Source organism: Lacrimispora sp., from assembly GCF_046972725.1.
GTDB lineage: Bacteria > Bacillota > Clostridia > Lachnospirales > Lachnospiraceae > Lacrimispora.
The window spans coordinates 294760-319324 of record NZ_JBKVXF010000001.1; the positions used below are offsets into that span (position 1 = coordinate 294760).

Sequence of the window (24565 nt, forward strand, 5' to 3'; positions counted from 1 at the left end):
GACGGCGCGTCAGCGCCAGAGTCTGACTTGTCAGACTCTTTCTTGTGACAATTGAGATACCTGCTCATGAAGCGGCTTGCGTATTTTTTTTCTTGTGACTTCCACCAGATTCAGTTTTGTTATCTCTACGACTGTGGTTTTGACGGGGTCTTTTGACAGGATATCGGTAAGCCGTGCCACCAGTCTGTTTTTATCTTCCTCAAAAGCCATGTCAATAAAATCGATAATTATGATCCCGGATAAATTTCTTAGCCGGAGCTGGTGGCCGATTTCTTCTGCCGACTCCAGATTTATCTTCATAATCGTATCCCGAAGTTCTTTCTTTCCGGAATATTTTCCCGTATTTACATCAATAACAGTTAGTGCTTCTGTAGGTTCGATCACCAGGTATCCGCCGGATTTTAACCAGACTCTTTTTCCTAATGCCTCTTCCATGGTCTTATCAATCCGGTACAGCTTTGAAAGAGGAAGCAGCTTATCTTCATATAAAACCAGAAGGTTCAAATCTTCCGGCTGATTCTGAACCAGATAAGATTTAACAGCCTCATAAATATCCGGTTCATCAGTAATCACAGCTTCAAGCGTTGACTTCAGGCTGTCTCTCAAGCCTGATAAATACGAGGGTGCCGCACTGTACAACAGGCTGTAGCACGTTCTGTATCTCGCCTCTTCAAATAATTTGTTAAGGGTATGAATAAGGCTCTGAAGCTCCTTCTGAAGCTCCTCCTCAGAAGCACCGGGAGCATTGGTCCTTACAATGATTCCGAAGTTCTCTCCTTTGACAGCTTCAAGCTGAGACTTCATCTTAAGTTTCCATGCCTGATCCGTAATCTTAGAGGAAAAACCAATCTGTTTTTTCCCTGAAGTCAGAACAAAGTAACGGCCTGTGATGTTTAAATTTCCGGTAAGGACCGGTGCTTTGGATTTTACCGCATCCCGCTCCACCTGAACGATGATTTCATCTCCCTGCCGCAGCTTGCCGTCACTCAGGCGGCCATCGGCATGATGGACCATCCCGTCTCCAAGGCTTAAATACCCCATCTGCCCCTGCCCCATATCTACAAAGGCAGCGTTAATGTTTTTGACAATTTTATTTACTTTTCCAATATAAATATTCCCAAGAACACACTGGCTCTCCTCTGATTCAATATGAATCTGAACTGCTTCTTTTCCGGAATGAAGGAGTGTGAGAACAGAGCCTTTCCATCTTGTAATGATCAGCTTACTCACAGGATCCTCCTAAGCGACCCAGGGGGACAAGAATGCGGTTATCTTCGTCTCCGGTATTGGCATAAACTTCTTCTCTCTGAATATGAAATGCGAATTCAGGCATAGAAAGTCCCAGGAAGTTATAGTAGGCTTCCATCACCAGTTCCGGTTTTAAATTATCAGCACTTCCGGAAGATACTTTCATAAAGATGGTTTCACCGTCGACAGAAAGCTGGTAAATCCATGGCTTAATGTCCACATCCTTCTCCCCTTTTTTGGTTTTCTTATTTATGATGATCTGGGGCTGATTGAGAAATGATTCAAGCCCCTTTAGAAACCCTTCCAGGTCTTTGGGCTGCTTTCCCTCCCGGAATGAAAGCGTATAATCAGCAGCAGCTACCAGAGACATGGCATTCTTCGCCCCTTCCTCTAAGATGCTGCATTCTGATATATGGATTCCGTCAACCATGACTGCATTTAACTGTTCCATAAGGGTTTTGGTATCTGTCATGGAGTTCACTTCAATATCCATGTATTCTCCATTGCTTGTAAGTCCCACGCCCAGGGGTGCTGCAAAAGACATGATCTGATGAGGGCTGAAGCCTTCGCTGTATTTGATATCAATTTCTGCTCTTCTTATGGCCTTTTGGAAATAACGCATTACATCCAGATGTCCGATGAACTTTACTGGCCCGTGTTTGGAAAATTTAATTCTTAGCTTCATAGCAGATACCTCCTTTGAAACTCATGGCTCCACAGCCGGTACAATGCTGCCGGCAGTTGGGAGTTACTTTTTCACCGATGGCATTCTGCCACTCTCTCTTTAAAAACTCTTTGGTAACTCCGGAATCAATGAAATCCCAGGGAAATACTTCCTCTAAGTCCCTCTCTCTTATGGTATAGAAATCAGGGTCAAGTCCGCAGCTTTCAAAGGCTTTCATCCAGATATCATTTTTAAAATGCTCTCCCCAGGAATCGTAAATCGCGCCGTTATTATAAGCTTCTTCGATCAAAGCAGAAATCTTTCTGTCGCCTCTTGCCAGCACACCTTCCAAAACGGTTAGATCCGCTTCATGATAATTGTATTTTAAACTCTTTTTATTAAGCATGGTACGGAATTTGTCCTTAACGATATAGGCTCTCTCTAAAAATTCCTCTTTGGTACACATTCTTGCCCACTGGAAAGGAGTAAATGGCTTTGGAACAAAGAAGGAGGAGCTTGCAACTACCTGGACTTTTCCGTTTCTCTGATCCTTTGGAATTTCATAATAGGTTTCTGCAACCTTTTCCGATAACTCTGCAATGCCTTCCATATCTTCTACGGTTTCCGTTGGCAGACCTAACATGAAATAGAGCTTTACCCGGTTCCAGCCGCCCTTAAATGCTTCTGCGGCACCTTTTAAGATGATTTCCTCCGTCAACCCTTTGTTAATAACATCACGAAGTCTCTGGGAGCCGGCTTCCGGTGCAAATGTAAGACTGCTTTTGCGGATATCCTGAACCTTACTCATGACATCAAGGGAAAATGCATCTATACGAAGGGAAGGCAGGGAAATGTTCACCCCTTTGTCCTTAAATTCATCAATAAGGAAATTCACAATTCCCTCTAAATGAGTATAATCACTGGAGCTTAATGAGCTTAGGGAAATCTCCTCGTGCCCGGTACTTTTTAAAAGTTTATATGCGTAATCCTTTAAATACTCCAGGCTGTGTTCTCTTAAGGGACGGTATACGTTACCTGCCTGACAGAAACGGCAGCCCCGGATACAGCCTCTCTGAATCTCCAGCACCACACGGTCCTGGGTCACTTTAATAAATGGTACAACCGGCTTCTCAATATAGTAAGCGTCATCCATATTCGTTACCAGCTGTTTCCTTACTTTTTCTTTTGCATGAGAATTATTTGGCTTCATGCTTTCAATGGTTCCGTCCTCTTTGTATATGACATCATAAAAGGACGGCACATAGATGCCCTCTATTTCAGCAGCCATCTCAAGGAATTCTTTGCGGCTTTTGCCCTTTTTCTTATTTTCCTTGTAGCGGTCCATCAATTCAAAATAAACGGTTTCTCCTTCGCCAATATAAAACAGATCAAAAAACTCTGCCAGAGGCTCAGGATTATAGGCGCAGGGCCCGCCGCCGATTATAATAGGATCTTCCTCCCTGCGGTCTGCCGCATGAAGCGGAATCTGGCCCAGGTCAAGTACCTGCAGGATATTGGTGTAACTCATCTCATACTGCAGCGTAATTCCAATAAAATCAAATTCTTTTATGGGATCCTGTGATTCCAGAGCAAAAAGAGGAATCTTCTGTTCCCTCATAATCTTGTCCAAATCTGTCCACGGGGAAAAGATACGTTCGCAGTAAATATCTTCTCTGCGGTTAAACATATCATATAAAATCTGCATTCCCAGATGAGACATTCCGATTTCATAAACATCAGGAAAACACATGCCAAAACGAACGTCCACTGCTGCCGGATCTTTTTTGACCATGTTGACCTCATTGCCGATATAGCGGGCAGGTTTCTCGATTTTCATTAAGATTTCGTCACTTAAAGCTAATTTTTTCATGCTGATTCCTTTTTTACATGTGAATGGCTCACATTTTATAATTGACTCATTGTACAGGGATATAAAATACAACCGTTGTATCACCTGTTATTTCATAATATACTGAATAATTATAAAGTACTTTAGGTGATTAAGCAACACTATTTAGTAAAATCCAGGATTCTGACCGGAAAACGAAATAAAACCCTTGGTATCTGCCTGGACCGCAAATACTAAGGGTTTTATCCTAACCGAACAAGGAATCTAGTACTTTCCCAATAGGTTCTCCTGATAACCGGCAATATTTTTTACCGGTGCAGCGTCACCTGCCGGAACCGAAGAATTGCCAGAGAGCTTAAACTTTGCGATCTCTTCACGCAGAATCTGAGCTTGGGCAGTCAGTTCTTCACTGGAGGCAGAGCTTTCTTCTGCTGTGGCAGCATTGTTTTGTACAACAGCGGAAACCTGTGACAATCCCTGGTTGATCTGTACGATGGAATTGGTCTGGTCTAAGGAATCTGACTCTATTTCTTTTATGGCTTTGTCAACCATTGCAGCTTTTTCCGCAACATCAGCTAAAAGTTCCAGGGTTTCACTGGCAATCTTTTCACCTTCTGAAACCTTAATATTGGATTTTTGAATCAGATCTGCAGTCTGCTTTGCTGCTTCTGCTGATTTTGCAGCCAGGTTTCTGACTTCATCCGCAACCACTGCAAAGCCTTTTCCGGCTTCTCCGGCTCTGGCTGCTTCCACGGCGGCATTTAAAGCCAGTATGTTTGTCTGAAAAGCAATATCTTCTACAAGTTTTGTAACTTTGGAGATTTCCTCAGAAGACTGACTTATTTCTTTCATAGAAGCATTCAGATTTTTCATGCGGTTATTGCTTTCGTATACACCAGCTCCAGCCTGTGCCACATATTCGGTTGCTTTGCGTACGGAAACAGTGTTTTTTTCTGCTTTTTCCGTTACGCTCTGAATGGCAGATGTTAATTCTTCTACGGTGGCTGCCTGCTCTGTGGCACCTGAAGCAAGGGCCTGGGAAGCGTCTGCTACCTGTCCTGCTCCGGAATTGACCTGATCTGCAGAAGCCTGGATCACCAGCATGGTAGAATTAAGGGCAGCCGTTGTCTGGATAAGAGACTGCTTTATTACAGCAAAATCTCCCACATAATCCAGATCCATGGAAATGCACATATCTCCCTGAGAAAGCTGGGTCAGCTTCGCAATGATGTCTTCAATATATGAAGTAAGCCTTTCGTTGGTATCTCGGATATTTGCTGCCATACGGCCCAGTTCGTCATTGCTTTCATACTGGATTCTTGTATGAAGGTTTCCTTTTGCCATTTCCGTATATACCTTTTCGATTTCCCTGACCGGAGTAAGAATGGCACGTACCAGCACAAAGATAACACCAGCAGTAGCTAAAATGGCACCTAACAGAACAATGACCAAAATCACCCACGCCTGAGAAATAATATTGGTGGCTGTTTGCTTTTGTACTTCCGCTTTTTGGTTACCCACTGCATTCATATCATCCATGATCTGGGCAATCTGGTTGAACGCCGGTACAAAATCATTTTGAAACAGATCATAGATTGCTTTTATATCTTTTTTTGATGGGTCTTTAATCATATCGACAATCTGTTTGCGCGCTGCCTCTGCCTCTGTTACATGCTGCATTACCTGTGCAATATTTTCATCATTGGCAGAACTGCGCTGATGCGTGGAGAAATACTCCATATTCTTTTTGAAGCCTTCCACGCTCTCGTCTGATAAATCAAGGGAGGCCTGATAATCTTTTCCGGCTTCCTTATCAATTATTGCCATCAAGAGATAACGCTGTACCGAAACCATATTCACCTGTGCGGTTAGATTATAAGTGGTAAGAGGATAGGTGTATTTTGAATACATTTCTACCTGTTGTCCGATTTTGGAAATGCTCCTGGCTGACGTAGCCAGGGATAAAAGTAATATAATGAATACAACTCCAAATCCTACTGTCAGTTTCCATTTCACTGACAACCCTTTCAATAAAACCTTTGATGCTTTTTTCTCATTCATAAAAATACCTCCCACTTGTGTTTTATGATGAACCTATCTCTTCCGTCTTGGAATGACAACTGGGATTCTGCCATATTGTTCAGGCTCCTCGTATTTATTTTTCTTTGGTAAAAAGTAATCGATCAATACTTGTTTTAACAGCAGAGAAAAATCCAGAGGAGTATCCTCGGATTTTTCTCACAAACAACTGGAAATGCCGGGTTGAGCCGGTTTTAAGCTCCATTTAGACACCGGTTGTCTTTAATTTGAATATTTTTCTAAAAAAGCGGTTACTGCAGTATCAACATTTGCACAAACAAGTTCGATATCTTCTGCTTTTGCATGTTCCACATGGATTCCAAGGCTGACGGATACCGGCTCTCCGGTTGCTTTGCAGATCTTTTTCGCTATCTTCTGTGCCAGTTCCGCATCTTTATGACCAGGCACCGTTATCGTCCACAAATCACAGCTTGACAGCTTTTTGCCATGGATTTCCACTCCCGGAGAAGCCAGTGCAACGCCTCCAAGATGGGGCCTGTCACCTCCTCTTACAAAGACTGCAAGCCCCCAGCCATTTGTATCATGAACGCTTACATTTACAACGTGTTTTCCGCTTCCATAGGTTTCACTTATCATAATCATGCAGCCTTTCTTAAAAACTGTTTGTTCTGCCTCTGCTTTCCTGCTTTAAATCCAGTCAATTGATACCGTTCCACGGAACAAAGCTTTTATGGTCAATCCCAAACTGCATCAGTGTTTTCCCCACAACGTGATTAATCTGGTCATCAAGAGATTGAGGATTATTATAAAACGTAAGCATCGGCGGTATAATCGTACAGCCAAAATCTGCAGCTGCCTGCATATTGCGAAGATGTATTTTACTGAGCGGCATCTCTCTGGTACAAAGGACAACCTTTCTATTTTCCTTAAGGCATACATCTGCCGCACGTATCAATAAATTATCGGTATAACCGCTTACAATTCCCGCCAGCGTTTTCATGCTGCAGGGCATAATGATCATGCCGTCAGTCTTATAGGAACCGCTGGAAATTGCTGCCGCAAGATTATGTACATCATAATATTTATCCGCATAGTCAAGGAGCCGCTGAAAGGGCAGGTCCGTCTCCAGATCCCAGTTTAGCTTTGCATAGTCAGATATCACCAGATGGGTTTCACAGTCTTCCACTTCTTTTAGCGCCCTAAGTAAATAATAGCTCATGATTACGCCGGTAGCACCGGAAACTCCAATAATTATTCGCATTGACTCACATCCTCATTTGAATATTTGTTCCTATACCAGTCCAAGAACAGAAAACCATAAAACTCCAAAAATAACGGTCAGAAGAACAGGCACAAGCAGAGGGATTCCCATCTTCAGGGCTTCCTTCTGGGTATACATTCCATTCTCTTCTCCCTGCCCCACCAGAATATTCAGATGATGGAACGGCATGACATAATGAGTATAAACTGCCAGATAAATAATGGCTGCAATGACAAAGGGATTAATTCCCAAAGCATTGGTACATACGAGAACTGCAGGAACTGCAACTCCCATGGCTGCAATGACCGAACCGATAAACATGTGTATGACTATTGCTATGATGGCAATAAAAATTGCAAGAATAAAGATGTTTCCCGGCAATTCACCAGGCAAAAGTGTAACTGCCAGCCAATTGTTTAGTCCTGTTTCAGCGCCCACTTTACCAATTGCCATGGCTGCAGTCAAAAATACCAGTACATGAACCGGAACTTCTCCCCATTCTTTTGCCGTCAAAACGTTTCCAATTACAGGCAGAGACAGGCACATGGCCACTGCAAGCGTCACCCAGCCGATGTCCAAACCGGTAATTCCATTGGTGATCCATAAAACAATGGCTATCAGGATCCAGATCATGGTCCGTATTTCTTTTTCACTCATCTTTCCCAGATCCGACTGTGCTTTTTTCACCTCTTCAAAATTCATATTTATTTCTTTTGTAGGTTTAAAGAGGATAAGAATCAATAAAATGTTCATAATGCTTAAAAAGATTGCGGGAGGTCCCATAATCACAAACCAGCGCACAAAGTTAATACTTTCCGTGGAATAGCTTATAACCAACGGATTTATAATGGAATCACCAGTCATAAATATAAGAGACACCGGAACAGAAGCCGCAAATACGGTAAATCCAACTTTAACAGCATCCTCCTTTGGCATTCCTGCCGCCTTAATGATAACGGACATTACGGACATTATGAGAAATGCTCTGGACCATGGATTGGGTATCAACAGAGATAATATCAGGGTCAATACAAAAATCCCTATGATAATGCTCTTCCATGACTTTACGAATCTCAGTATATACATATAGGAAATCCGTTCTCCAAGACCTGACCGCTTTACAGCAGTTGCAATCATGTATGCACCGATTACCAGCCAGAGCGTGGAACCGGTCCAGCTTGCAAATATTACCTTTGTATCAGCCAGCTTCAAAAGACACAAAGATACGATATAAAAACCGCCAACGTATCCGGACTGGGCCACTTGTGTGGCCCACCAGACTACCGTCATTAAAGTTAATCCAAGAAATACCTGTCCTTCCCATGCCAGCCCATGAAGCGGCAGAAGCAAGGCAACTATCAAAACTATGATGCCGCTGAAAAAACCTATGATCTGCTTATTGAATTTCATCGCAAACGCCCCTTTCTATTGAGGTATTCTCCCGTTTGTCATTTGTCAAGAGGAGGGATTGGCGGAATCATAGGCAGATGATCGATCTGTTCTTTGGTCAGTTTAAACTTTTCATGTACGACGGGTGTTTCTGTGGATCGCCAGGAATAAAAGCAATCCATGCATTCGTAGACTTCCCAAACATTGCCTACCGGTGAAGTTGCAATTACTTCAATTTTGTTACCGTCACAACGTGGACATTTCATATTTCATTACCCCTTTCTCATTTGTTATTTCATATCAGACATCAGATTACGGATCAGTGTCTCATACTTCTCGTAGCCAACCGGCGGTTCAAGCAGTTCCACTTCACGGGGATTCGGCTCTGGATCTTTCGGTGTGGTCGCATCAATAATCAGCTTTGAATGCATACCTGCCGGGTAGGATGAAGGATCCAATGGCATTCCGGGACAATTCGGAATCACTACTACGTCTTTATCCGGACGGACCCGTGTTGTCAGTGCCCACATTACCTGAGGAAGGTTAAATGGATCAACAAATTCATCAACGATAATGATTATTTTGCTGTAAGAGCCGCCATGAGGAGTGGAAAGCAGCCGGAACGCAACTTCCTTCCCAAAACCGCCAAAACGTACCTTAGTTGAAATAATGCATCCGATTCCATGGGTATACATGGCATTGACTGCCTGAACCTCAGGAAAATCCCGTTTGATCTGCTGGTAAAGAGGAACGGAGGTATTGAGTGCCATCAGATAATCAATTTCTGTCCATGGAATACCAAGATAAAGATTTTCAAAAATCGGATTGGTCCGGTGTGTCACATGGGTAATCGTTATGACACATTGGCGGCGGGAACCGGAGTATGATCCCGGAAACTCTCCGAAAGGACCCTCTACTTCACGGACACGAGGTTCAATATATCCTTCCAGTACCACTTCAGATCCGGCAGGAACATATAAGTTATCATAAAGATCCGACTTAACAATCTGCGTTGGAACGCCATCCTGCAATGCTCCCACAAATTCATATTCGTTCTGGGTATACATGACGGGAGTGGAAGCCATATAGGTAACCAGAGGGCTGTTTCCCACTGTAATGCAGATCGGGACTTTTTCATTTTTACGTTCTGCCGCTTCCAGCTGTATGGCAATGTCATGAAATGCAAGCGCCTGAATTCCCACACGGTTCTTCCCTTTGACCTGAATGCGGTATGTTCCTACGTTCAGTTTATCGAAATTGTCAGGTTCATTAGGGTCTGCTGTGATAATAGAAGCTTTGGAGAGAAAGAATCCGCTGTCCTGCTCATTGATCCGGTAAAGGGGTAATATCTCGAACAGATTGATATCTTCCGGTTTATCAATGGTATTCTCCTTACAGGGAGCATTTTCTCTGGACAGGATCTCCGGCTTCACCGGGAAGCTGTCCCAGCGGCGGTTAATTTCATGAAACTGTTCTTTGGTAGAAGCTGTTTTCTGCATGCCAAGCATCAGCGCATGATTGGCCCAGGAGCCATGTACATTCGTCACAACGCGGTAAGGATACCCCTTAACCTTTTCAAAAAGTACAGCGGGAGCATTCTCGATATTTGCCGCTGCCCTGCCAGCTGCAGCAATATCAGGTTCGGGATTGACTTCATCCTTAATTCGTACTAACTGACCGTTTTCCTCCAAGGTGGAAAGGAAACTGCGCAAATCCTGATATACCTTTGCCATAATTTTTCCTCCTAATCATTTGTAAACTGCTTACGGATTTCGGTTGATCTATAACCAACTGCCATGATTATAAACATACATAAATTCTGTGGCAATTCGAAAAAAAATACAGGTATATTCCAAAATAGAAATGCATATAACTAATAATATTATTATATTTGGACAAACAAACGAAAAATTATAAAATACTGCTGGAATAATAGATGAAATGCACAGAGATATTGGTAAAAACATGTCGATATTTGTCGAATAATGTCGTTTGAGTGTATTCGAAAATGTCAAGAGAAAATAATAAAATCATATTTTCCTTCCGCCCATTCTGTATTATAATAGCTGTGATAACAAATTATCTTGAAAAAGATGGTTTTTCATTATTTTATAACTAGATGGACTGTTGCATATTATGTATGAAACAGGAAGGGGGGCAACACTCATGATTAAATGGATCGATGATTTTCTGGCCTTAGCGGAGCATAAGAATTTTTCTTCCGCAGCCGACAGTATTTACATATCTCAATCAGCTTTATCAAAGCATATAAAGGCGATTGAAAATGAACTTGGTGTGGTATTGTTTATAAGAAACAACACAAAAGCTGAACTTACAGAAGCAGGAAATATATATCTTGAGTATGCACTCAATATACGCAAGTTTTCTCACGAACTCCGTTTTAAATTAAATAAATTCGGAACTTCTCCCTGTATCTACCGGTTAGCCGTTGGTACGATACCTTGTCTGGCTGAAAGCGGGATCATGGAGCCGCTGCTCCAGTTTCAGGAAAAGAACAGCAACTATGCGATTGAAATTATGGAATCGGATCAATGTCATTTATTAAGGCAACTTTCTCAAAAAGAAATCGACGTAGCTATATGCCGCCTTGATTTCCTTTCAGATAAGGAATATGAGGCAATTCCATTGTGTACAGATGAGATGGTATTAATATGCAATAAGGATACTTATCCATTTGAACAGGGCAGCGAAATTGATTTATCCGGTTTTAAGCTGGAAAATATATATACGCTGACGAAAGATTCGGATGTTTACCGGTTGGCTAAGATGCAGTTAAATGATATCGGATTTAAAGGGGAACTTAAGGGAACATTTCCAAGGCACATGATGATTTACCCTCTTCTGGTTCAAAAAGGAGGCTGTGCCATTCTTCCCAGACAATTGGCAAATCTTCAGCTGTTCCCCAGATTGACTTATTACCGCATAAGAAATGCAGTAAAGACCAAAATCGGGATTGTAAAGCCGATTCCCAATGATGAGAATCCCCAGTTATATGAGAAAGCCAATGTATTGCTGGACTTTTTTAAGAACTTATAATTTTTAAAACATAAAAACCCTGAATTTCTTTTATATAAAAAGAAATCAGGGATTTTGCAGTTTTATGTGTTTTTGACAATTACGCATTCGATAACGTCTGCAGCGTGTTCGCAGGTATCACAGCATTTCTCCAGCTGTTTGTATACCTCTGACCACGCAATGATCTCCAGTGGATCACCGCCTTTTGTATATAACTTACGGAACGCCTGGATATATAAGTTATCACCAAGCTCTTCCAGACGGTTGATCTCAACAATATCCTTTAAAATAGTGCCAGATTTACGGAAATTAGAGAATTCAGTCACTACAATGCTCACTTTTTCACAGCACTGTCCCACTACCTTAAGCATTTCCATGGCCTCTGGTGTAATGGACTTGATGTTATACATGTAGATTTTAATTAAGATATCTTCTATATTATCTGTGATATCATCAAGTTCTCTTCCTAAAGCAATGATATCATCTCTCTCAATAGGAGTTACAAAATCCTTTGCAACTCTCTTCATAAGTTCATGAGTATGTCTGTCACCTTCAGATTCTAATTCATGAAGCTTATTAAGCTGTTCCCCCAGCTTGTCCGGATCAAAATCTTCCAGAATCTCTGTCAGTAACCGTTGGGTCCGCAGAGCAACCTCTGCCATTTTGACAAACAGTGTAAAATACTCATTGTCATTTCTTCTTGCCATGTTTCATTCTCCTTTCAGAACTGCTCACACTAAAAAATGCGTAAAAATAAATGTGTCATCAAAAAGCCAACCAAACCGCAGCCTGGGAACGTCAAGATCCACGCAAGCGCCATCTCCCGGGCAACTCCCCAGTTCACTGCACTGATACGTTTTGATGCTCCTACACCCATCATTGCAGTAGTTTTAGTATGAGTCGTGCTGACTGGCATACCGGTCAATGTGGAGAGTAACAGACAGGCCGCCGCTGCAATATCAGCTGAAAATCCCTGATATTTTTCCAGTTTCACCATACTCATTCCTACGGTTTTAATGATTCGCATACCGCCAATGGAAGTTCCAAGCCCCATAACAATGGCGCACAAAATCATAAGCCAAAGAGGGACTGCAAAGGTACTTTCACTTCCATTGCCTCTGGCAAGGAATGTACCAAGTAAAAATACACTCATAAACTTCTGGCCATCCTGTGCTCCATGCATGAAAGCCATCGCTGCGGCGCCTGCAATCTGTGCTCCCCGGAAAAAGGGCTGTGCTTTACCACGGTCTGCACGGGCACATAGCCGTTCCGTCAATTTTGTCATGATCCAGCCTAAACCAAATCCCAAAACTGCGGAAGCAATCAGTCCGTATAATACCTTTATCCACTCACTTCCATTGATGCCTGCAAAGCTTCCATGAAGTGCAATTGCAGAACCACTGAGTCCAGCGATCAGTGCATGACTCTCGCTTGTAGGAATTCCAAACTTCCAGGCGAGAACGGCCCAAAGCACGATGGCTGACAAAGCCGCACAAAGTGCAGTCAGTGCATCACCGGCCTGATTTGCCCCCTGGCTGAAGTCGACCATATTATAAATGGTCATGGCAACCGTAGCATTCACCGAGGTCATAATTAAAATTCCGACAAAGTTCATCACTGCCGCCATTAAGATCGCGGTTCTGGGCCTCAGGGAACGAGTGGATACACAAGTTGCGATTGCATTTGGTGCGTCCGTCCAGCCATTAACAAGAATAACTCCCAATGTCAGAACTGAAACAATCGCAAGCGGCAGATTTTTTGTCAGTTCCAGTAAAAACTCGTTTAAGGTAATGCTCAAGAAATCACCTCCAAAATTTTCGCTGCAGCATCAAAATTCAACTGCAGTCACCGTATTTGTCCTATGGATTGTACAATTTGCGAATGTTTCCCTTTTTAATAAGAGGTTTTATATACAATTGTAGTAAAACCATCTTTTTTAGCGTTAAAAGAAGTATATTTATACGCAAAAATTGACAAACCTTAGTAAGTATAGCATAAAGAATATAGCAGTACAATCTTGATTGTAAAATTTAATACAAAAAAATTTTAACAAAATTTTACATTCTATGGTATGATTCATTTAAAAATACTTTTTTGCCAGGTAAGAATTTGTATCAATAAACATTTCGTAAACTGTTGTATTTACAACAAACAAACCAGAAATAGTATGATATGATAGGACTCACAATAAGCAGTGAACCAATAACTTTTCATTTATAGAAAGGAAAAATTATGACAAACTATGTAAAAGCTACAGATACTATATATGATATAACAGAAAAATACCCGGAGACAATCAGCTTCTTTGTTTCAAATGGCTTTGAAAATCTCAGCAATCCGGTTATGCGCCGCACACTTGGAAAAACCGTTACCCTGGAAATGGCTCTTTCCATGAAAAAAATCAATCAGGAAGCCTTTATTCAGAGACTGTCTGAAGTAATTGAACAAACAGCTCCTGACACATCTGCCGGTCTTGCTCCCATGAAAAAGGAAAATGGCGGTGATATCCGTATTGAAGGAGTACTGCCCTGCCCCATCCGTCTGCCGCTGATGGAAAAATTCCAGTCATGGCTAGATGAAAAAAAGGATACCCTTGGTTATACCGTGGATTATGACTTAAAATCTGCGAATCTGGGGCTTGATGATGTTAAAGAACGTGTGGTTGCTGCAAATGGCAACGCTGATTTGCTGTCTGATCTTTATATGTCTGCAGGATTTGATTTGTTTTTTGATAAGGGACTTATGGGGCGTTATGGCGAAGCAGGCGAATTTGAGGATATTTCAGGTTTGGATAAGATTAATTCTGATTTTGACAATGATCAGATTTCCTTAAAGGATCCAAAAGGCCAGTATGCCATCATTGGAGTGGTTCCAGCCATTTTTATGGTCAATATCAATGCCCTTGGTGACCGTCCCATGCCGGAAAGCTGGGCCGACTTAATGAAACCTGAATTTGAAAACAGCATCAGCCTTCCAATGAAGGATCTGGATATGTTCAATGCATTTTTACTTCATATTTACCGTTTCTATGGAGAAGATGGAGTGGAGAAAATGGGAAAAGCCCTTCTTCGCAGCATGCACCCGGCTCAGATGGTTAAATCTCACATCTCAAAAGGTGATGCAAAAGTACCGACGATTACAGTTACTCCATACTTTTTTGCCAGCATGGCAGATGAGAAAGGTCCCATGCGCCCGGTTTGGCCAAAGGATGGTGCGATTCTCAGTCCCATATTCCTTCTTGCAAGAAAAAAGAACAAAGACAAAGTAAAACCGTTCGTGGACTTTCTTTATTCCAAAGAAGTGGGCGAGGTCCTTTCTTCCAACGGAAAGTTTCCTTCTACCAACCCGCTTGTAGATAATCATTTAACTGACAACCAGAACTTCATGTGGCTGGGCTGGGACTTTATCCACAAACATGATATCGGCGAACTGATAAAAACCATTGAACGTAAATTTTATCAGGCTGCAGAAAGGGAGATCTTATGAATCTGATTATTTTTTCGGGGCCGCCTTCCTCTGGGAAAACCTCGATCATATTAAAGGTCATTGCTTCTTATAATAAAAGAAATATTAAAGTAGGCGTAGTAAAATTTGACTGTTTATATACCGATGATGACTTAGCCTATGAAAAAGCCGGGATTCCGGTCAAAAAAGGATTATCAGGTGCTTTATGTCCGGACCATTTTTTCGCTTCCAATATTGAAGAAGTGGTCAACTGGGGAAATCAGGAGAAGCTGGATTTACTCATTACAGAATCTGCCGGCTTATGCAATCGCTGTTCTCCCTATTTAAAGGATATCAAAGGAGTCTGTGTGATCGATAACTTATCCGGTATTAACACGCCAAAAAAAATCGGCCCTATGTTAAAATCTGCAGATTTTGTTGTTATTACAAAGGGAGATATCGTATCACAGGCAGAACGTGAAGTTTTTGCCTCCTGTGTAAGCTCTGTCAATCCTCGTGCAATCACCATGCATGTCAATGGATTAACCGGGCAGGGGGCCTATGAGCTTGGCAGTCTTTTATATGATGAAAGCCAGGATATCAAAACGGTTCAGGGAATGAAGCTGCGCTTTCCCATGCCTTCTGCGCTTTGCTCCTACTGTCTTGGGGAAACCAGAATTGGAGAGGCCTATCAGATGGGGAATGTTAAAAAGATGGATTTGGGGGCTGATAAAACATGACAAACTGGACACTGAAACAAATATTAAAAGAATATCCCTTTGCCTTATCCTATTTTGAGCAGAACAAGCTGGATATCACAGGCTATGAAGGGAATACACTAGAAGAATACCTGGAGCATTTTTCAATCATGGAGCTGGAGGACCAGGCCATTGATAAAGAAAAAATATTATCCGACTTTCCCTTATATATAGAACAAATGCAGGCATTTCTTGGAACGGAAAAGAAAAACCTGGTTCATTCCCTGACGATTCTGGCTGGCCATGACAAGTCAGGGGATCCGGAAGGCTTTACTGAACTTACTGCTCTCACATCCCAGATTATTTCCATTGTTGGTCCAACAGGTTCCGGAAAGAGCCGCCTTCTTGCCGATATTGAATGGGCAGCTCAGAACGATACGCCGACCGGACGAAGCATTCTGATTAACGGAGAGACTCCGGACAACAAATGGCGTTTTTCCTCAAATAACCGTCTGGTGGCACAGCTGTCTCAGAATATGAATTTTGTAATGGACCTTACAGTCCATGATTTTTTAAACATGCATGCAGTGAGCCGTATGGTGGAAGACCCTCAGTCTGTCATTGAAGAGATCATAAAAGCGGCCAATAATCTTGCCGGAGAAAAGTTTGATTTAACCACTCCTGTTACCAGTTTAAGCGGCGGACAGTCAAGAGCCCTTATGATTGCGGATACGGCTATCTTAAGTTCCTCTCCCATTGTGCTGATTGATGAGATTGAAAATGCAGGTATCGACCGCAAAAAGGCACTGGATCTTTTGGTATCTTCCGATAAGATCGTACTCATGGCAACCCATGACCCTCTTCTGGCACTTATGGCGGACAAGCGGATCGTCATTAAAAACGGCGGTATCAGCAAGGTGATTGAGACAACGGAGGAAGAAAAGAAACTGCTGGATAAGCTTGAAAAAATGGATTCTTTAATACAGAATGCAAGACAGGAACTGCGAAAAGGAAGTACATTATCTTCTCATATCTTAGAGTAAATCAGATAAACAAAATTGCTGCAAAACAAATGGAACAACCGCTTCCAGATGTTTTGCAGCAATTTTGCTTTTATGATCTTTCTGCAAATTTTTCAATCATCTTAAGCAGCAGCTCCACCACTTTTTCCATGGACTGAACCGGAATAAACTCAAACTTCCCATGGAAGTTATAACCACCGGTACACAGATTCGGGCATGGAAGGCCCATGTAAGACAAACGGGCTCCGTCTGTCCCTCCCCGGATGGGCGTCACCTGAGGTTCGATTCCCAGTTCTTCCATGGCAGATCTTGCAATGTCGATCAAATACATATGAGGCTCAATTTTTTCTTTCATGTTATAGTAGCTGTCTTTTAATAAAAGTTCTACGGTCCCGGCTCCATACCGGCGGTTTAAATATTCCTCAATTCCTTTGATCAATGCTTTCTTTTCCTCAAACTTCCCCTTGCTGTGGTCACGGATGATGTAGTCCATACGGGCATGTTCCACGGTTCCATCCATGGAATCCAAATGAAAAAAGCCTTCATAGCCTTCTGTATACATGGGATTTTCAAATACGGGAAGCATATTGTGAAACTCCATGGCAATCAACAGTGCATTCTTCATCTTACCTTTGGATGAACCAGGGTGGATGCTTGTACCGTTGATCTGCACTTTCGCAGAAGCAGCATTGAAATTCTCATATTCCAGTTCCCCAAGGCCGCCGCCGTCTACGGTGTAAGCCACATCAGCGCCAAATCCCTTTACATCAAAGAAATCAGCACCTCTGCCCACTTCTTCATCAGGAGTAAAACCAATGCGGATGGTTCCATGAGGAATCTCCGGATGAGATAAAAGGAACTCTGCCATGGTCATGATCTCAGCAACCCCTGCTTTATCATCCGCACCCAGAAGCGTGGTTCCGTCAGTGGTAATGATGTCCTGGCCTTTGTATTTTAATAAGTCGGGAAAATCACTGACCTTCATCGTCAGACCGGTTTCCTGATTCATCAGAATATCCGTTCCATCATAATTCTTTATTATCTGCGGTTTTACTCCTGCTCCAGAATATGCAGGAGATGTATCCATATGTGAAATAAAACCCAGAACCGGAAGTGGCTTTTCTACAGTCGCAGGGATGGTGGCATAAACATAGCTGTGTTCATCAACCATTACCTCCTCTGCCTTCATGGCACGAAGCTCTGCGGCCAGCTCCTGGGCTAATAATCTTTGCTTCTCTGTGCTTGGAACTGCTTCTACCTCATCTTTTGACTGGGTGTCAAAGGATATATACTTTAAAAAATGCTTTAATACGTCTGACATAATAATCGCCTCTTTTTCTTAAATAATTTAGTTTTCTTTAATAGCGTTCCCTTATCCCAATTGCTTTATTATACCAAGTCGCTGGCGCGACGGCTAGACCCAGGTACGTGATTCCTCTACTTTTTTCTCTATTTTTTACTTTTTTTGTCTTTTTTCAATATAAAGGTAGCAGTTTTTGCATTTATGCTTTATTGTTGAATCACCACAAGACAACCATAAATCATAACGACAGAAACTGCTATGTTTACTTTATCATGGATTTTTAAACTCAACAACTACATATTTAATTTTTTTATTCGTCCTCCTCCTTTTTTGAAATGTAGCCTTATCCACTAACACCTTTCAAAGGAGATTTTATTATGGATAAATATCTTGATTCTTTCAGGGAAATGATTTCCCTTCGTGGTCTTACCGACCATACCTTAAAAAACTACTGCACCTACCTCCGCGCTTACCTCGATTATCTTGAGCTCTTTCTGCGGAAACTTCCAGAGGATGTTTCCTGGGCTGATCTGCGCGATTTCGTCAGATGGCTTCAAAAAGATCGCTCTCTTTCTGACCGTACCATGAACTGTGTCATTTCACAGATCCGCTTTTTCACCATCTATGTTCTTCATAAACCTTGGGATGAAACTCAGCTTCCCTTTCGGAAATTTGATTCCTTTCTTCCCTTTGTCCCCTCTAAACTACAGGTTCTGACCCTGATTGATTCCATGACTGATTTTAAAGTCAAAGCTATGACTGCACTTGCCTATTCTTCCGGCCTGCGCATTGGTGAGGTCTGCCATCTCCGCAATGATCCAGCTAAGCCCATTGATACTTTTTTCCTTTCCCGCCACATACACAACCAGGAACGTCTCCTGGGCTGGGAACCACGGATCACCTGCCATTCTCTCCGCCATGCTTTTGGCACGCATCTCTATAAAGACGGGGCCGATCTCCTTACCATTAAAGCTCTCCTTGGACATAAATCTCTATATTCCACTACTCTTTATGTCCATCAATTGCCTTATTCAAATCCTCAATTGCCTGCTTGTCTCCTGATTCCACCGCGTCTACAATGCAATGTTCAATATGATCCTTGATTATCACTTTTCCTGTCTGATTTAATGCTGATATGACTGCTGAATCAGCACTTCACTGCAGTCTCTTTCGTCACTGACCATACGTTTCACAGATTCTAAATGTCGATCGCACGGGATAGCCGGTTGATAACCATCTTTGTATTGCTATGCTTATGCGGGTGACCGGGTAAATGGGAATGGGTATACTCGGTTCCATACTCTGCTTTATGTGTGTGATATTCCATGTTCTCGTTCATATTTGCTGCTCTCTTCCATATTACCCCATTGTACTCCTGATTTCATTTTTTCACAAGATGGTATGAAAATTCAGGTGTTCTTGACATACCCATCCATTCATGCTTCACTCTTACTCCAAAATTTAATTACTACCCGTGAGTGACTGGGTATGTTCAAAAATGAGCATATGCATTTGGAATATAATCCTCGATTCCAGAACTATCTATCCTTGTAGATACTATATTATAACGAAGAATAACATATATAAAATATTAAATGATTTCAATAATTTAATAAAAAAGTTTACAAAACTTAAATATTCTGTAAGAATTTATATCAAATAATATCAAAAAATGTCGAATAAAGAAAGATATTGTGCAATCTTTTGAATAAAATATAGAAGTTAGTTAAAAATAACTTAAGAATAAACATGTTGATATAAAAATATAAAAGTACTATAATAAAAATGGAATTACGATCGTACTCCAACAATAAAGAGTTAGATTTGTCTAACTATAAAAAGGAGAAAAATTTATATGAAAAAAGCTTTAGCTATGTTACTGTCTATAACTACAGTAGCAACATTATTTGTTACGCCAGTTTCTGCAGCAGAAACAAATTCCGTATTATCGGAAAAGCAAACAAATAACAATGATACTTCGATATTGGTAGAGTCCCAGGGGGAATCAGAACTTGTATCTGTTGCAGAAGATGATAGCACAAGAACGGTAACAATTAAAAATACTAAAACAGGCGAGGAAGATTATTTAAAATATGATAAGTCGTCTAATACAATTTACTCATCTATTACGGGAAAAACAATTAATTTAAACAATAGTGAGATTAGTGGAAAAATCTCTCCAGATTCGGTATCTTCTTATAGTTTTGAGTATATTTCTTATTCTGATATTAGAAATGCTTTAGGTACAACGTTTACTGTAGCAGGATTCGTTGCTTTAGTTGTAACAAAAATTCCAGCAGCAGAGTTTGCTAGTGGCGTATTGACTAAAATTGGTGAAATTTGTACAGCTGGAGGATTTGGATCTTTGGTTATCCCTAATGATTCTAATCATGGTATAAAATTGCACATAAAAACCGTTAAATATTACAGGACTAGAATGGGCAGACGACAAGTATATAAAATTACACATCAAGTTATGTCTGTTAATACATATTAATATGAAAAAAATTATAAAAAAAATCATAGAAACAATCATGGAGATTACTTATGTGGTTTTTATGATAATCTTGTGGATTGCAAATAATTACAGATGGAATATAAGTCATTATCAAATGTTAGCTTTATGCATTGTTATTGCAATAAGTTGGACTTGTATAATATGGCTACGCAACATAAAAAAGACTTATAAATATATTTTTACTACTTTTACGTTTATTTCAGTTATTATAGTTGTTTTCTTTGGTAAGTTGCCATAGATATGTAGCAGACTCCTATGGGTAGGAACTCGTTTGCGATGTGGAAAATAAGTTTCTATTAGTAGTTTCTCCTGAACCGTCTCCGTTTCATTCTGTTACCTCCTGTTTCGATCCATTATACCAAAAATAATGCATCACAGCATGAATTTCTAAGCACGAAAAAAGGAATGGAATAAAATAACTGGTCTGTTCGTTATTTTACTCCATTCCGTTCTTTATACAAGCCTGTATAAATCTTTTTCTTCTTTATCCATACGCTACTCGATGGACATATGATACCTTTTGATTCATTTATAAAATGTTCTATGTTCTTCTGATAAGAAGTATCTCGGCGCAACTCCAGGAATCATACAGGTGCTTCATACCTGGAATCAGGAACTTTCTTACTACGTGCATATGCACTGCATCATTTCCTGCTGCGGGCTCACCTGCGACTGGAACATACGACAGTCAAACAGTCACTTCTTTATTCCCGTGTATGTCTTAAGAGATAAATTTAAAGGGAAGTATCTGGCCTGCCTGGATTCTTATTATAAAGGTGGAAAACTGACCTTTTCTTCCTCTTGTGAACATCTCAAAAACGCTTACCACTGGCAGGAATGGAAAGACGGTCTTTGCCGGAAAGGTTGGTGTCATTACATAAAAGAAACCTTTAATGGTTTCGGCAATGCCATCGAGTATCTGGGCCGCTATACCCACAAGATTGCCATTTCCAACAACCAGATGAAGTCCAAAAATCTAAAGATCATATTTACTCTTCAGGGCCAGCAGAGATTCAAACGGCGTTACACGGGTCTGACCATTGCAGAGTTGTTAAAAGCGGTCTGGAACTTTGATATCCGCATCTGTCCGGATTGTGGACATGCCACCATGAAACAACTGAGAAAGGTATATGGTTCTTTCTGGTAAAAGCGTACAAATTTCATATGATTTAAAAAAAGCCTCCCACTGGAAGGTCTGCGAAGCATGCCAAAAAAACTTCCAGTATCGAAAAAATACGGTGAAAATCCAGTTATTTCCGGTGTATTGAGCTTACCAAAACCGTATTTAAGCTTCCGGGGAAGATACTATCCCTAAAGACATTGCGGCAAAAGGTCCGCAACTTGGTACAATTAGAAAGAATCCTGCCGCAGTGCGGTCCCTGACGGACTTTTTGACAGGATAAAAAAGCCGGAAAGTGCTAATCCTTCCGACTTTTTTATTTGATTAACGGTTTGCCAGTTCTCTGGTAATATCCTCCCAGCTAACTCCTTTTTGTGCCATCAAAACCATCATGTGATAAAGGAAATCCGAGATTTCGTATTTTACTTCTTCCGGGTTGGGGTTTTTTGCGGCGATAATGATTTCGGTTGCTTCTTCTCCCAGTTTTTTCAGAATCTTATCAATTCCCTTATCAAACAGATAGTTGGTATAAGAACCCTCTTTGGGATTTTCTTTTCGGTCAAGAATTACCTGTAGCACCTCTTCAAACACCTTAAGAGGATTGGAATCCTTAAATTCCTTTTGAATGAGATTCTGGTAAAAGCAGCTTCTTTCCCCGGTATGGCAGGCAGCTCCGATTTGATTGACCTTTGCAAGCAGAGTGTCGTTGTCACAGTCAAGGGACAATGATTTTACATACTGATAGTGACCGGAGGTCTCTCCTTTTTTCCAAAGACTTTGACGGCTGCGGCTATAATAGGTCATGCAGCCGGTTTTCAATGTTTCATGGAATGCCTCTTCATTCATATAGGCCATCATCAACACTTCTCTGGTGCGGTAATCCTGAGTGATTACCGGAATCAATCCATCGGAATTCAATTTAAACTGATCAAAAGCAATGGAACTCTCAAAGGTATCCACTCCGATTCCCTGAGATTTTAAATCCTGTTTTAAGTCCATGCAGACGCAGTCATTGTCAAAGGCAGCCACGAAGCCCTCCACATTGTTTATTTTCAGGGAAGCTGCAAGGAGCTGACGGTCTTTACCGGAACCGGTCAGCAGGAAATGTTCTTCACATTCTGACACCGCTTTAAGGGTATCTTCGGTAATATACGGATCCCCTAATATCATGACGGAAGCCCCAAGCTGGGCACATTCCGCAGCCCTGTCAAGATAAGAGACATCCGGTAAATATGCATAAATCTTATCGTCTCCAAAACGGTCTGCCGCTTCTTTCATAAGATCTACATTTTCATCGATTCCCGCATCCAGAAAGACAGCTTTTGATCCGACATACAGATATTTTTTAACATCCTCCAGCCGTTTCACCCTGCCTCCTGCAATGACCGGAATATCAGAAAGTCTTGCAACTTCTTTCATAAATCCAATGGTTTTTTCATGATCCTCTTCTGATTCTGACTGATCATAAAGAAAGAGTTCATCGGCTCCGCTGTCTCCGAAATAACGGGCAAGCGCCAGCAGATCTTCCTCATAACAGGTCTGTAAATCATTTAATTTGACTGCCCGGCCATTTTTTATGCCGAAACCAGCAATCAGTTTTTTGCACTCCATCAACTTATCCTCCCCTGATGGTCCTGTTTTTCAAATGCATCTATGGCTTCTTTTAAATCAATCCGGTTTTCATACAATGCTTTTCCAATAATGGCACCGTGTACGCCTGCATGATAAAGTTCCCTTAAATCCTCCATAGAGGACATTCCGCCGGAAGCAATGATATCCAGTCCTGTATCGTCTGTCAGCTTTTTTGTATATTCCACATTTGGTCCTGACAGCATGCCGTCCCTGGCAATATCCGTATATACCACATGTCTGATTCCATACTCTTTCATCCGGTTTACAAGTTCAGAGGCGGAAAGATCACTTAATTTTTCCCAGCCTTCGACTGCAACCATACCGTTCTTTGCATCGATCCCGGCTACGATATGCTCCTGTCCAAACTTATTCACCATATCACGGATAAATTCCGGATTTTCAGCAGCTTTCGTTCCAATAATAACGCGGGAAACTCCAAGTGAAAGCATGGCTTCTATGGCTTCTTCACTTCGGATTCCGCCGCCGATCTCAATGGGAATGGATACGGTGCTTACGATCCTTTTAATAGCTTTTTCATTAACGGAATGTCCGGCCAAAGCACCGTCTAAATCCACCAGATGGAGATAACTGGCTCCTTTGGACTGCCACTTTGCTGCAATTTCTTCCGGCTTATCAGAATAAACTGTGATTTCTTTAAAGGCTCCCTGTTTTAAACGGACACACTGTCCGTTTTTTAAATCAATGGCTGGATATAGCTGCATATGGATTCTCCTTTACAATGTACCTTTTGTAGATAAAACTCCGTGTATTCTTCCATCCAGCATGGTGGCTTCATCAAGTGCCTTTGCAAAGGCCTTAAATATTCCTTCAATGATATGATGGTTATTCTCCCCGGACAGCTTTCTTATATGCAGATTCATCTCACCAGCGCAGGAAACGGCATAGAAAAATTCCTTTACCATCTCAGTTTCAAACTCCCCTACCCGTTCTGAGGTAAAGGCTGCATCAAAACTGAAATAAGGCCTTCCGGACAGATCGACAGCACAGAGGATCAACGTTTCATCCATAGGAAGTATCATACTTCCGTACCGTTTGATGGATTTCTTATCACCAAGCGCTTTTTTTATGGCAGACCCAAGAACGATTCCCGTATCTTCTATGGTATGATGGGTATCCACTTCCAAATCTCCCTGAACCAGAAGATTCAGATCAAAAAAGCCATGGCGCGCAAAGCTGTTTAACATATGGTCAAAAAAACCGATTCCGGTTTTTATTTCTGCTTTTCCGCTTCCGTCAAGCTCCAGACTCATGTTGATATCAGTTTCCCGGGTTACTCTTGAAATATCACAACTTCGTCCCATATTCCGCTTTTCTCCCTTT

22 protein-coding genes and 1 pseudogene are annotated in these 24565 nt (G+C 41.5%); 7 read left to right on the top strand and 16 right to left on the bottom strand.

What is annotated here, in order from left to right; translation table 11 throughout:
* Nucleotides 1-30: 30 nt before the first annotated feature.
* The 9 genes from ACLTWA_RS01445 to ACLTWA_RS01485 all read right to left on the bottom strand — a co-directional run bounded on the left by ACLTWA_RS01445 (nucleotide 31) and on the right by ACLTWA_RS01485 (nucleotide 10184).
* Nucleotides 31-1230 carry a ribonuclease E/G gene (locus ACLTWA_RS01445; protein ID WP_412325774.1) on the bottom strand — a complete coding sequence of 400 codons (1200 nt, stop codon included), beginning with the start codon at nucleotides 1228-1230 and terminating at the stop codon, nucleotides 31-33.
* A complete protein-coding gene (locus ACLTWA_RS01450) occupies nucleotides 1223-1933 on the bottom strand; it encodes a TIGR03936 family radical SAM-associated protein (protein WP_412325775.1) in 711 nt (236 codons plus the stop codon). Before ACLTWA_RS01450 ends, ACLTWA_RS01445 begins: the two co-directional genes overlap by 8 nt.
* A complete protein-coding gene (locus ACLTWA_RS01455; RefSeq protein ID WP_412325776.1) occupies nucleotides 1917-3782 on the bottom strand; it encodes a TIGR03960 family B12-binding radical SAM protein in 1866 nt (621 codons plus the stop codon). The genes ACLTWA_RS01450 and ACLTWA_RS01455 overlap by 17 nt, the downstream gene beginning before the upstream one ends.
* A gap of 243 nt (nucleotides 3783-4025) precedes the next feature.
* Nucleotides 4026-5822, bottom strand: coding sequence for a methyl-accepting chemotaxis protein (locus ACLTWA_RS01460; protein ID WP_412325777.1), 1797 nt, complete (start codon nucleotides 5820-5822; stop codon nucleotides 4026-4028).
* 240 nt (nucleotides 5823-6062) lie between these two features.
* Nucleotides 6063-6443, bottom strand: coding sequence for a hypothetical protein (locus tag ACLTWA_RS01465; protein ID WP_412325778.1), 381 nt, complete (start codon nucleotides 6441-6443; stop codon nucleotides 6063-6065).
* Between the two features lie 55 nt (nucleotides 6444-6498).
* Complete coding sequence (locus tag ACLTWA_RS01470) at nucleotides 6499-7062, bottom strand: UbiX family flavin prenyltransferase (protein WP_412325779.1); 564 nt, start codon at nucleotides 7060-7062, stop codon at nucleotides 6499-6501.
* Between the two features lie 30 nt (nucleotides 7063-7092).
* On the bottom strand, nucleotides 7093-8472 hold the full coding sequence (locus ACLTWA_RS01475; RefSeq protein WP_412325780.1) for an SLC13 family permease: 1380 nt from the start codon (nucleotides 8470-8472) through the stop codon (nucleotides 7093-7095).
* A 38-nt stretch (nucleotides 8473-8510) separates the two neighbouring features.
* Nucleotides 8511-8717: a non-oxidative hydroxyarylic acid decarboxylases subunit D gene (locus ACLTWA_RS01480; protein ID WP_412325781.1), complete on the bottom strand. Its 207-nt coding sequence runs from the start codon at nucleotides 8715-8717 to the stop codon at nucleotides 8511-8513.
* 24 nt (nucleotides 8718-8741) lie between these two features.
* Nucleotides 8742-10184, bottom strand: coding sequence for a non-oxidative hydroxyarylic acid decarboxylases subunit C (locus ACLTWA_RS01485; protein ID WP_412325782.1), 1443 nt, complete (start codon nucleotides 10182-10184; stop codon nucleotides 8742-8744).
* Nucleotides 10185-10617: 433 nt separating this feature from the next.
* Between ACLTWA_RS01485 and ACLTWA_RS01490 the strand changes: the two genes are divergently transcribed.
* Nucleotides 10618-11508, top strand: coding sequence for a LysR family transcriptional regulator (locus ACLTWA_RS01490; protein WP_412325783.1), 891 nt, complete (start codon nucleotides 10618-10620; stop codon nucleotides 11506-11508).
* A gap of 62 nt (nucleotides 11509-11570) precedes the next feature.
* On the opposite strand, the gene ACLTWA_RS01495 is transcribed toward ACLTWA_RS01490, so the two are convergent.
* Together ACLTWA_RS01495 and ACLTWA_RS01500 are read right to left on the bottom strand one after the other, a co-directional pair.
* Complete coding sequence (locus ACLTWA_RS01495; protein WP_412325784.1) at nucleotides 11571-12194, bottom strand: DUF47 domain-containing protein; 624 nt, start codon at nucleotides 12192-12194, stop codon at nucleotides 11571-11573.
* Nucleotides 12195-12223: 29 nt separating this feature from the next.
* Entirely contained in the window at nucleotides 12224-13285 is a 1062-nt protein-coding gene (locus ACLTWA_RS01500) for an inorganic phosphate transporter (protein WP_412325785.1), read from the bottom strand.
* Between the two features lie 434 nt (nucleotides 13286-13719).
* On the opposite strand from ACLTWA_RS01500, the gene ACLTWA_RS01505 reads away from it, so the two are divergent.
* From ACLTWA_RS01505 to ACLTWA_RS01515, 3 genes are read left to right on the top strand one after another with little or no spacing between them, the layout of a single operon-like run.
* Nucleotides 13720-14973, top strand: coding sequence for an ABC transporter substrate-binding protein (locus ACLTWA_RS01505; protein ID WP_412325786.1), 1254 nt, complete (start codon nucleotides 13720-13722; stop codon nucleotides 14971-14973).
* Nucleotides 14970-15671, top strand: coding sequence for a GTP-binding protein (locus ACLTWA_RS01510; RefSeq protein WP_412325787.1), 702 nt, complete (start codon nucleotides 14970-14972; stop codon nucleotides 15669-15671). Before ACLTWA_RS01505 ends, ACLTWA_RS01510 begins: the two co-directional genes overlap by 4 nt.
* Nucleotides 15668-16672 (top strand): ATP-binding cassette domain-containing protein, encoded by a 1005-nt coding sequence (locus ACLTWA_RS01515; RefSeq protein ID WP_412325788.1) that lies wholly within the window; start codon nucleotides 15668-15670, stop codon nucleotides 16670-16672. The genes ACLTWA_RS01510 and ACLTWA_RS01515 overlap by 4 nt, the downstream gene beginning before the upstream one ends.
* A gap of 70 nt (nucleotides 16673-16742) precedes the next feature.
* On the opposite strand, the gene pepT is transcribed toward ACLTWA_RS01515, so the two are convergent.
* The gene (pepT, locus tag ACLTWA_RS01520; RefSeq protein ID WP_412325789.1) at nucleotides 16743-17972 is read right to left on the bottom strand and encodes a peptidase T; all 1230 of its coding nucleotides are present in this window, start codon (nucleotides 17970-17972) and stop codon (nucleotides 16743-16745) included.
* 359 nt (nucleotides 17973-18331) lie between these two features.
* Between pepT and ACLTWA_RS01525 the strand changes: the two genes are divergently transcribed.
* The gene (locus ACLTWA_RS01525; protein ID WP_412325790.1) at nucleotides 18332-19057 is read left to right on the top strand and encodes a tyrosine-type recombinase/integrase; all 726 of its coding nucleotides are present in this window, start codon (nucleotides 18332-18334) and stop codon (nucleotides 19055-19057) included.
* Here the strand turns inward: ACLTWA_RS01525 and ACLTWA_RS01530 are convergent.
* Nucleotides 18957-19293, bottom strand: a pseudogene (locus ACLTWA_RS01530) (metal-sensing transcriptional repressor). The gene ACLTWA_RS01525 and the pseudogene ACLTWA_RS01530 overlap by 101 nt on opposite strands.
* 516 nt (nucleotides 19294-19809) lie before the next feature.
* Between ACLTWA_RS01530 and ACLTWA_RS01535 the strand changes: the two are divergent.
* On the top strand, nucleotides 19810-20451 hold the full coding sequence (locus ACLTWA_RS01535; protein WP_412325791.1) for a hypothetical protein: 642 nt from the start codon (nucleotides 19810-19812) through the stop codon (nucleotides 20449-20451).
* Nucleotides 20452-21064: 613 nt separating this feature from the next.
* Nucleotides 21065-21619, top strand: coding sequence for a transposase (locus ACLTWA_RS01540; protein ID WP_412325792.1), 555 nt, complete (start codon nucleotides 21065-21067; stop codon nucleotides 21617-21619).
* 297 nt (nucleotides 21620-21916) lie between these two features.
* Here the strand turns inward: ACLTWA_RS01540 and hisIE are convergent, their stop codons facing one another.
* Genes hisIE through hisB form a run of 3 tightly spaced genes read right to left on the bottom strand, consistent with a single transcriptional unit; the run spans nucleotide 21917 to nucleotide 24546 of the window.
* Complete coding sequence (hisIE, locus tag ACLTWA_RS01545; protein WP_412325793.1) at nucleotides 21917-23206, bottom strand: bifunctional phosphoribosyl-AMP cyclohydrolase/phosphoribosyl-ATP diphosphatase HisIE; 1290 nt, start codon at nucleotides 23204-23206, stop codon at nucleotides 21917-21919.
* The gene (gene hisA / locus ACLTWA_RS01550) at nucleotides 23203-23946 is read right to left on the bottom strand and encodes a 1-(5-phosphoribosyl)-5-[(5-phosphoribosylamino)methylideneamino]imidazole-4-carboxamide isomerase (protein ID WP_412325794.1); all 744 of its coding nucleotides are present in this window, start codon (nucleotides 23944-23946) and stop codon (nucleotides 23203-23205) included. Before hisA ends, hisIE begins: the two co-directional genes overlap by 4 nt.
* Before the next feature lie 12 nt (nucleotides 23947-23958).
* Nucleotides 23959-24546, bottom strand: a complete 588-nt coding sequence (gene hisB, locus ACLTWA_RS01555) for an imidazoleglycerol-phosphate dehydratase HisB (RefSeq protein WP_412325795.1) — start codon at nucleotides 24544-24546, stop codon at nucleotides 23959-23961.
* Nucleotides 24547-24565 lie beyond the last annotated feature (19 nt).

What these genes read in the sequence shown, in the direction of transcription:
- ACLTWA_RS01450 (WP_412325775.1), bottom strand. Translation starts at nt 1,933, where the DNA reads ATGAAGCTAAGAATTAAATTTTCCAAACACGGGCCAGTAAAGTTCATC.
- ACLTWA_RS01525 (WP_412325790.1), top strand. Translation starts at nt 18,332, where the DNA reads ATGGATAAATATCTTGATTCTTTCAGGGAAATGATTTCCCTTCGTGGT.
- ACLTWA_RS01470 (WP_412325779.1), bottom strand. Translation starts at nt 7,062, where the DNA reads ATGCGAATAATTATTGGAGTTTCCGGTGCTACCGGCGTAATCATGAGC.
- ACLTWA_RS01485 (WP_412325782.1), bottom strand. Translation starts at nt 10,184, where the DNA reads ATGGCAAAGGTATATCAGGATTTGCGCAGTTTCCTTTCCACCTTGGAG.
- ACLTWA_RS01495 (WP_412325784.1), bottom strand. Translation starts at nt 12,194, where the DNA reads ATGGCAAGAAGAAATGACAATGAGTATTTTACACTGTTTGTCAAAATG.
- ACLTWA_RS01505 (WP_412325786.1), top strand. Translation starts at nt 13,720, where the DNA reads ATGACAAACTATGTAAAAGCTACAGATACTATATATGATATAACAGAA.
- ACLTWA_RS01535 (WP_412325791.1), top strand. Translation starts at nt 19,810, where the DNA reads ATGAAAAAAGCTTTAGCTATGTTACTGTCTATAACTACAGTAGCAACA.
- ACLTWA_RS01475 (WP_412325780.1), bottom strand. Translation starts at nt 8,472, where the DNA reads ATGAAATTCAATAAGCAGATCATAGGTTTTTTCAGCGGCATCATAGTT.
- ACLTWA_RS01490 (WP_412325783.1), top strand. Translation starts at nt 10,618, where the DNA reads ATGATTAAATGGATCGATGATTTTCTGGCCTTAGCGGAGCATAAGAAT.
- ACLTWA_RS01455 (WP_412325776.1), bottom strand. Translation starts at nt 3,782, where the DNA reads ATGAAAAAATTAGCTTTAAGTGACGAAATCTTAATGAAAATCGAGAAA.
- ACLTWA_RS01515 (WP_412325788.1), top strand. Translation starts at nt 15,668, where the DNA reads ATGACAAACTGGACACTGAAACAAATATTAAAAGAATATCCCTTTGCC.
- ACLTWA_RS01460 (WP_412325777.1), bottom strand. Translation starts at nt 5,822, where the DNA reads ATGAATGAGAAAAAAGCATCAAAGGTTTTATTGAAAGGGTTGTCAGTG.
- hisA (WP_412325794.1), bottom strand. Translation starts at nt 23,946, where the DNA reads ATGCAGCTATATCCAGCCATTGATTTAAAAAACGGACAGTGTGTCCGT.
- hisB (WP_412325795.1), bottom strand. Translation starts at nt 24,546, where the DNA reads ATGGGACGAAGTTGTGATATTTCAAGAGTAACCCGGGAAACTGATATC.
- ACLTWA_RS01510 (WP_412325787.1), top strand. Translation starts at nt 14,970, where the DNA reads ATGAATCTGATTATTTTTTCGGGGCCGCCTTCCTCTGGGAAAACCTCG.
- ACLTWA_RS01480 (WP_412325781.1), bottom strand. Translation starts at nt 8,717, where the DNA reads ATGAAATGTCCACGTTGTGACGGTAACAAAATTGAAGTAATTGCAACT.
- pepT (WP_412325789.1), bottom strand. Translation starts at nt 17,972, where the DNA reads ATGTCAGACGTATTAAAGCATTTTTTAAAGTATATATCCTTTGACACC.
- ACLTWA_RS01465 (WP_412325778.1), bottom strand. Translation starts at nt 6,443, where the DNA reads ATGATTATGATAAGTGAAACCTATGGAAGCGGAAAACACGTTGTAAAT.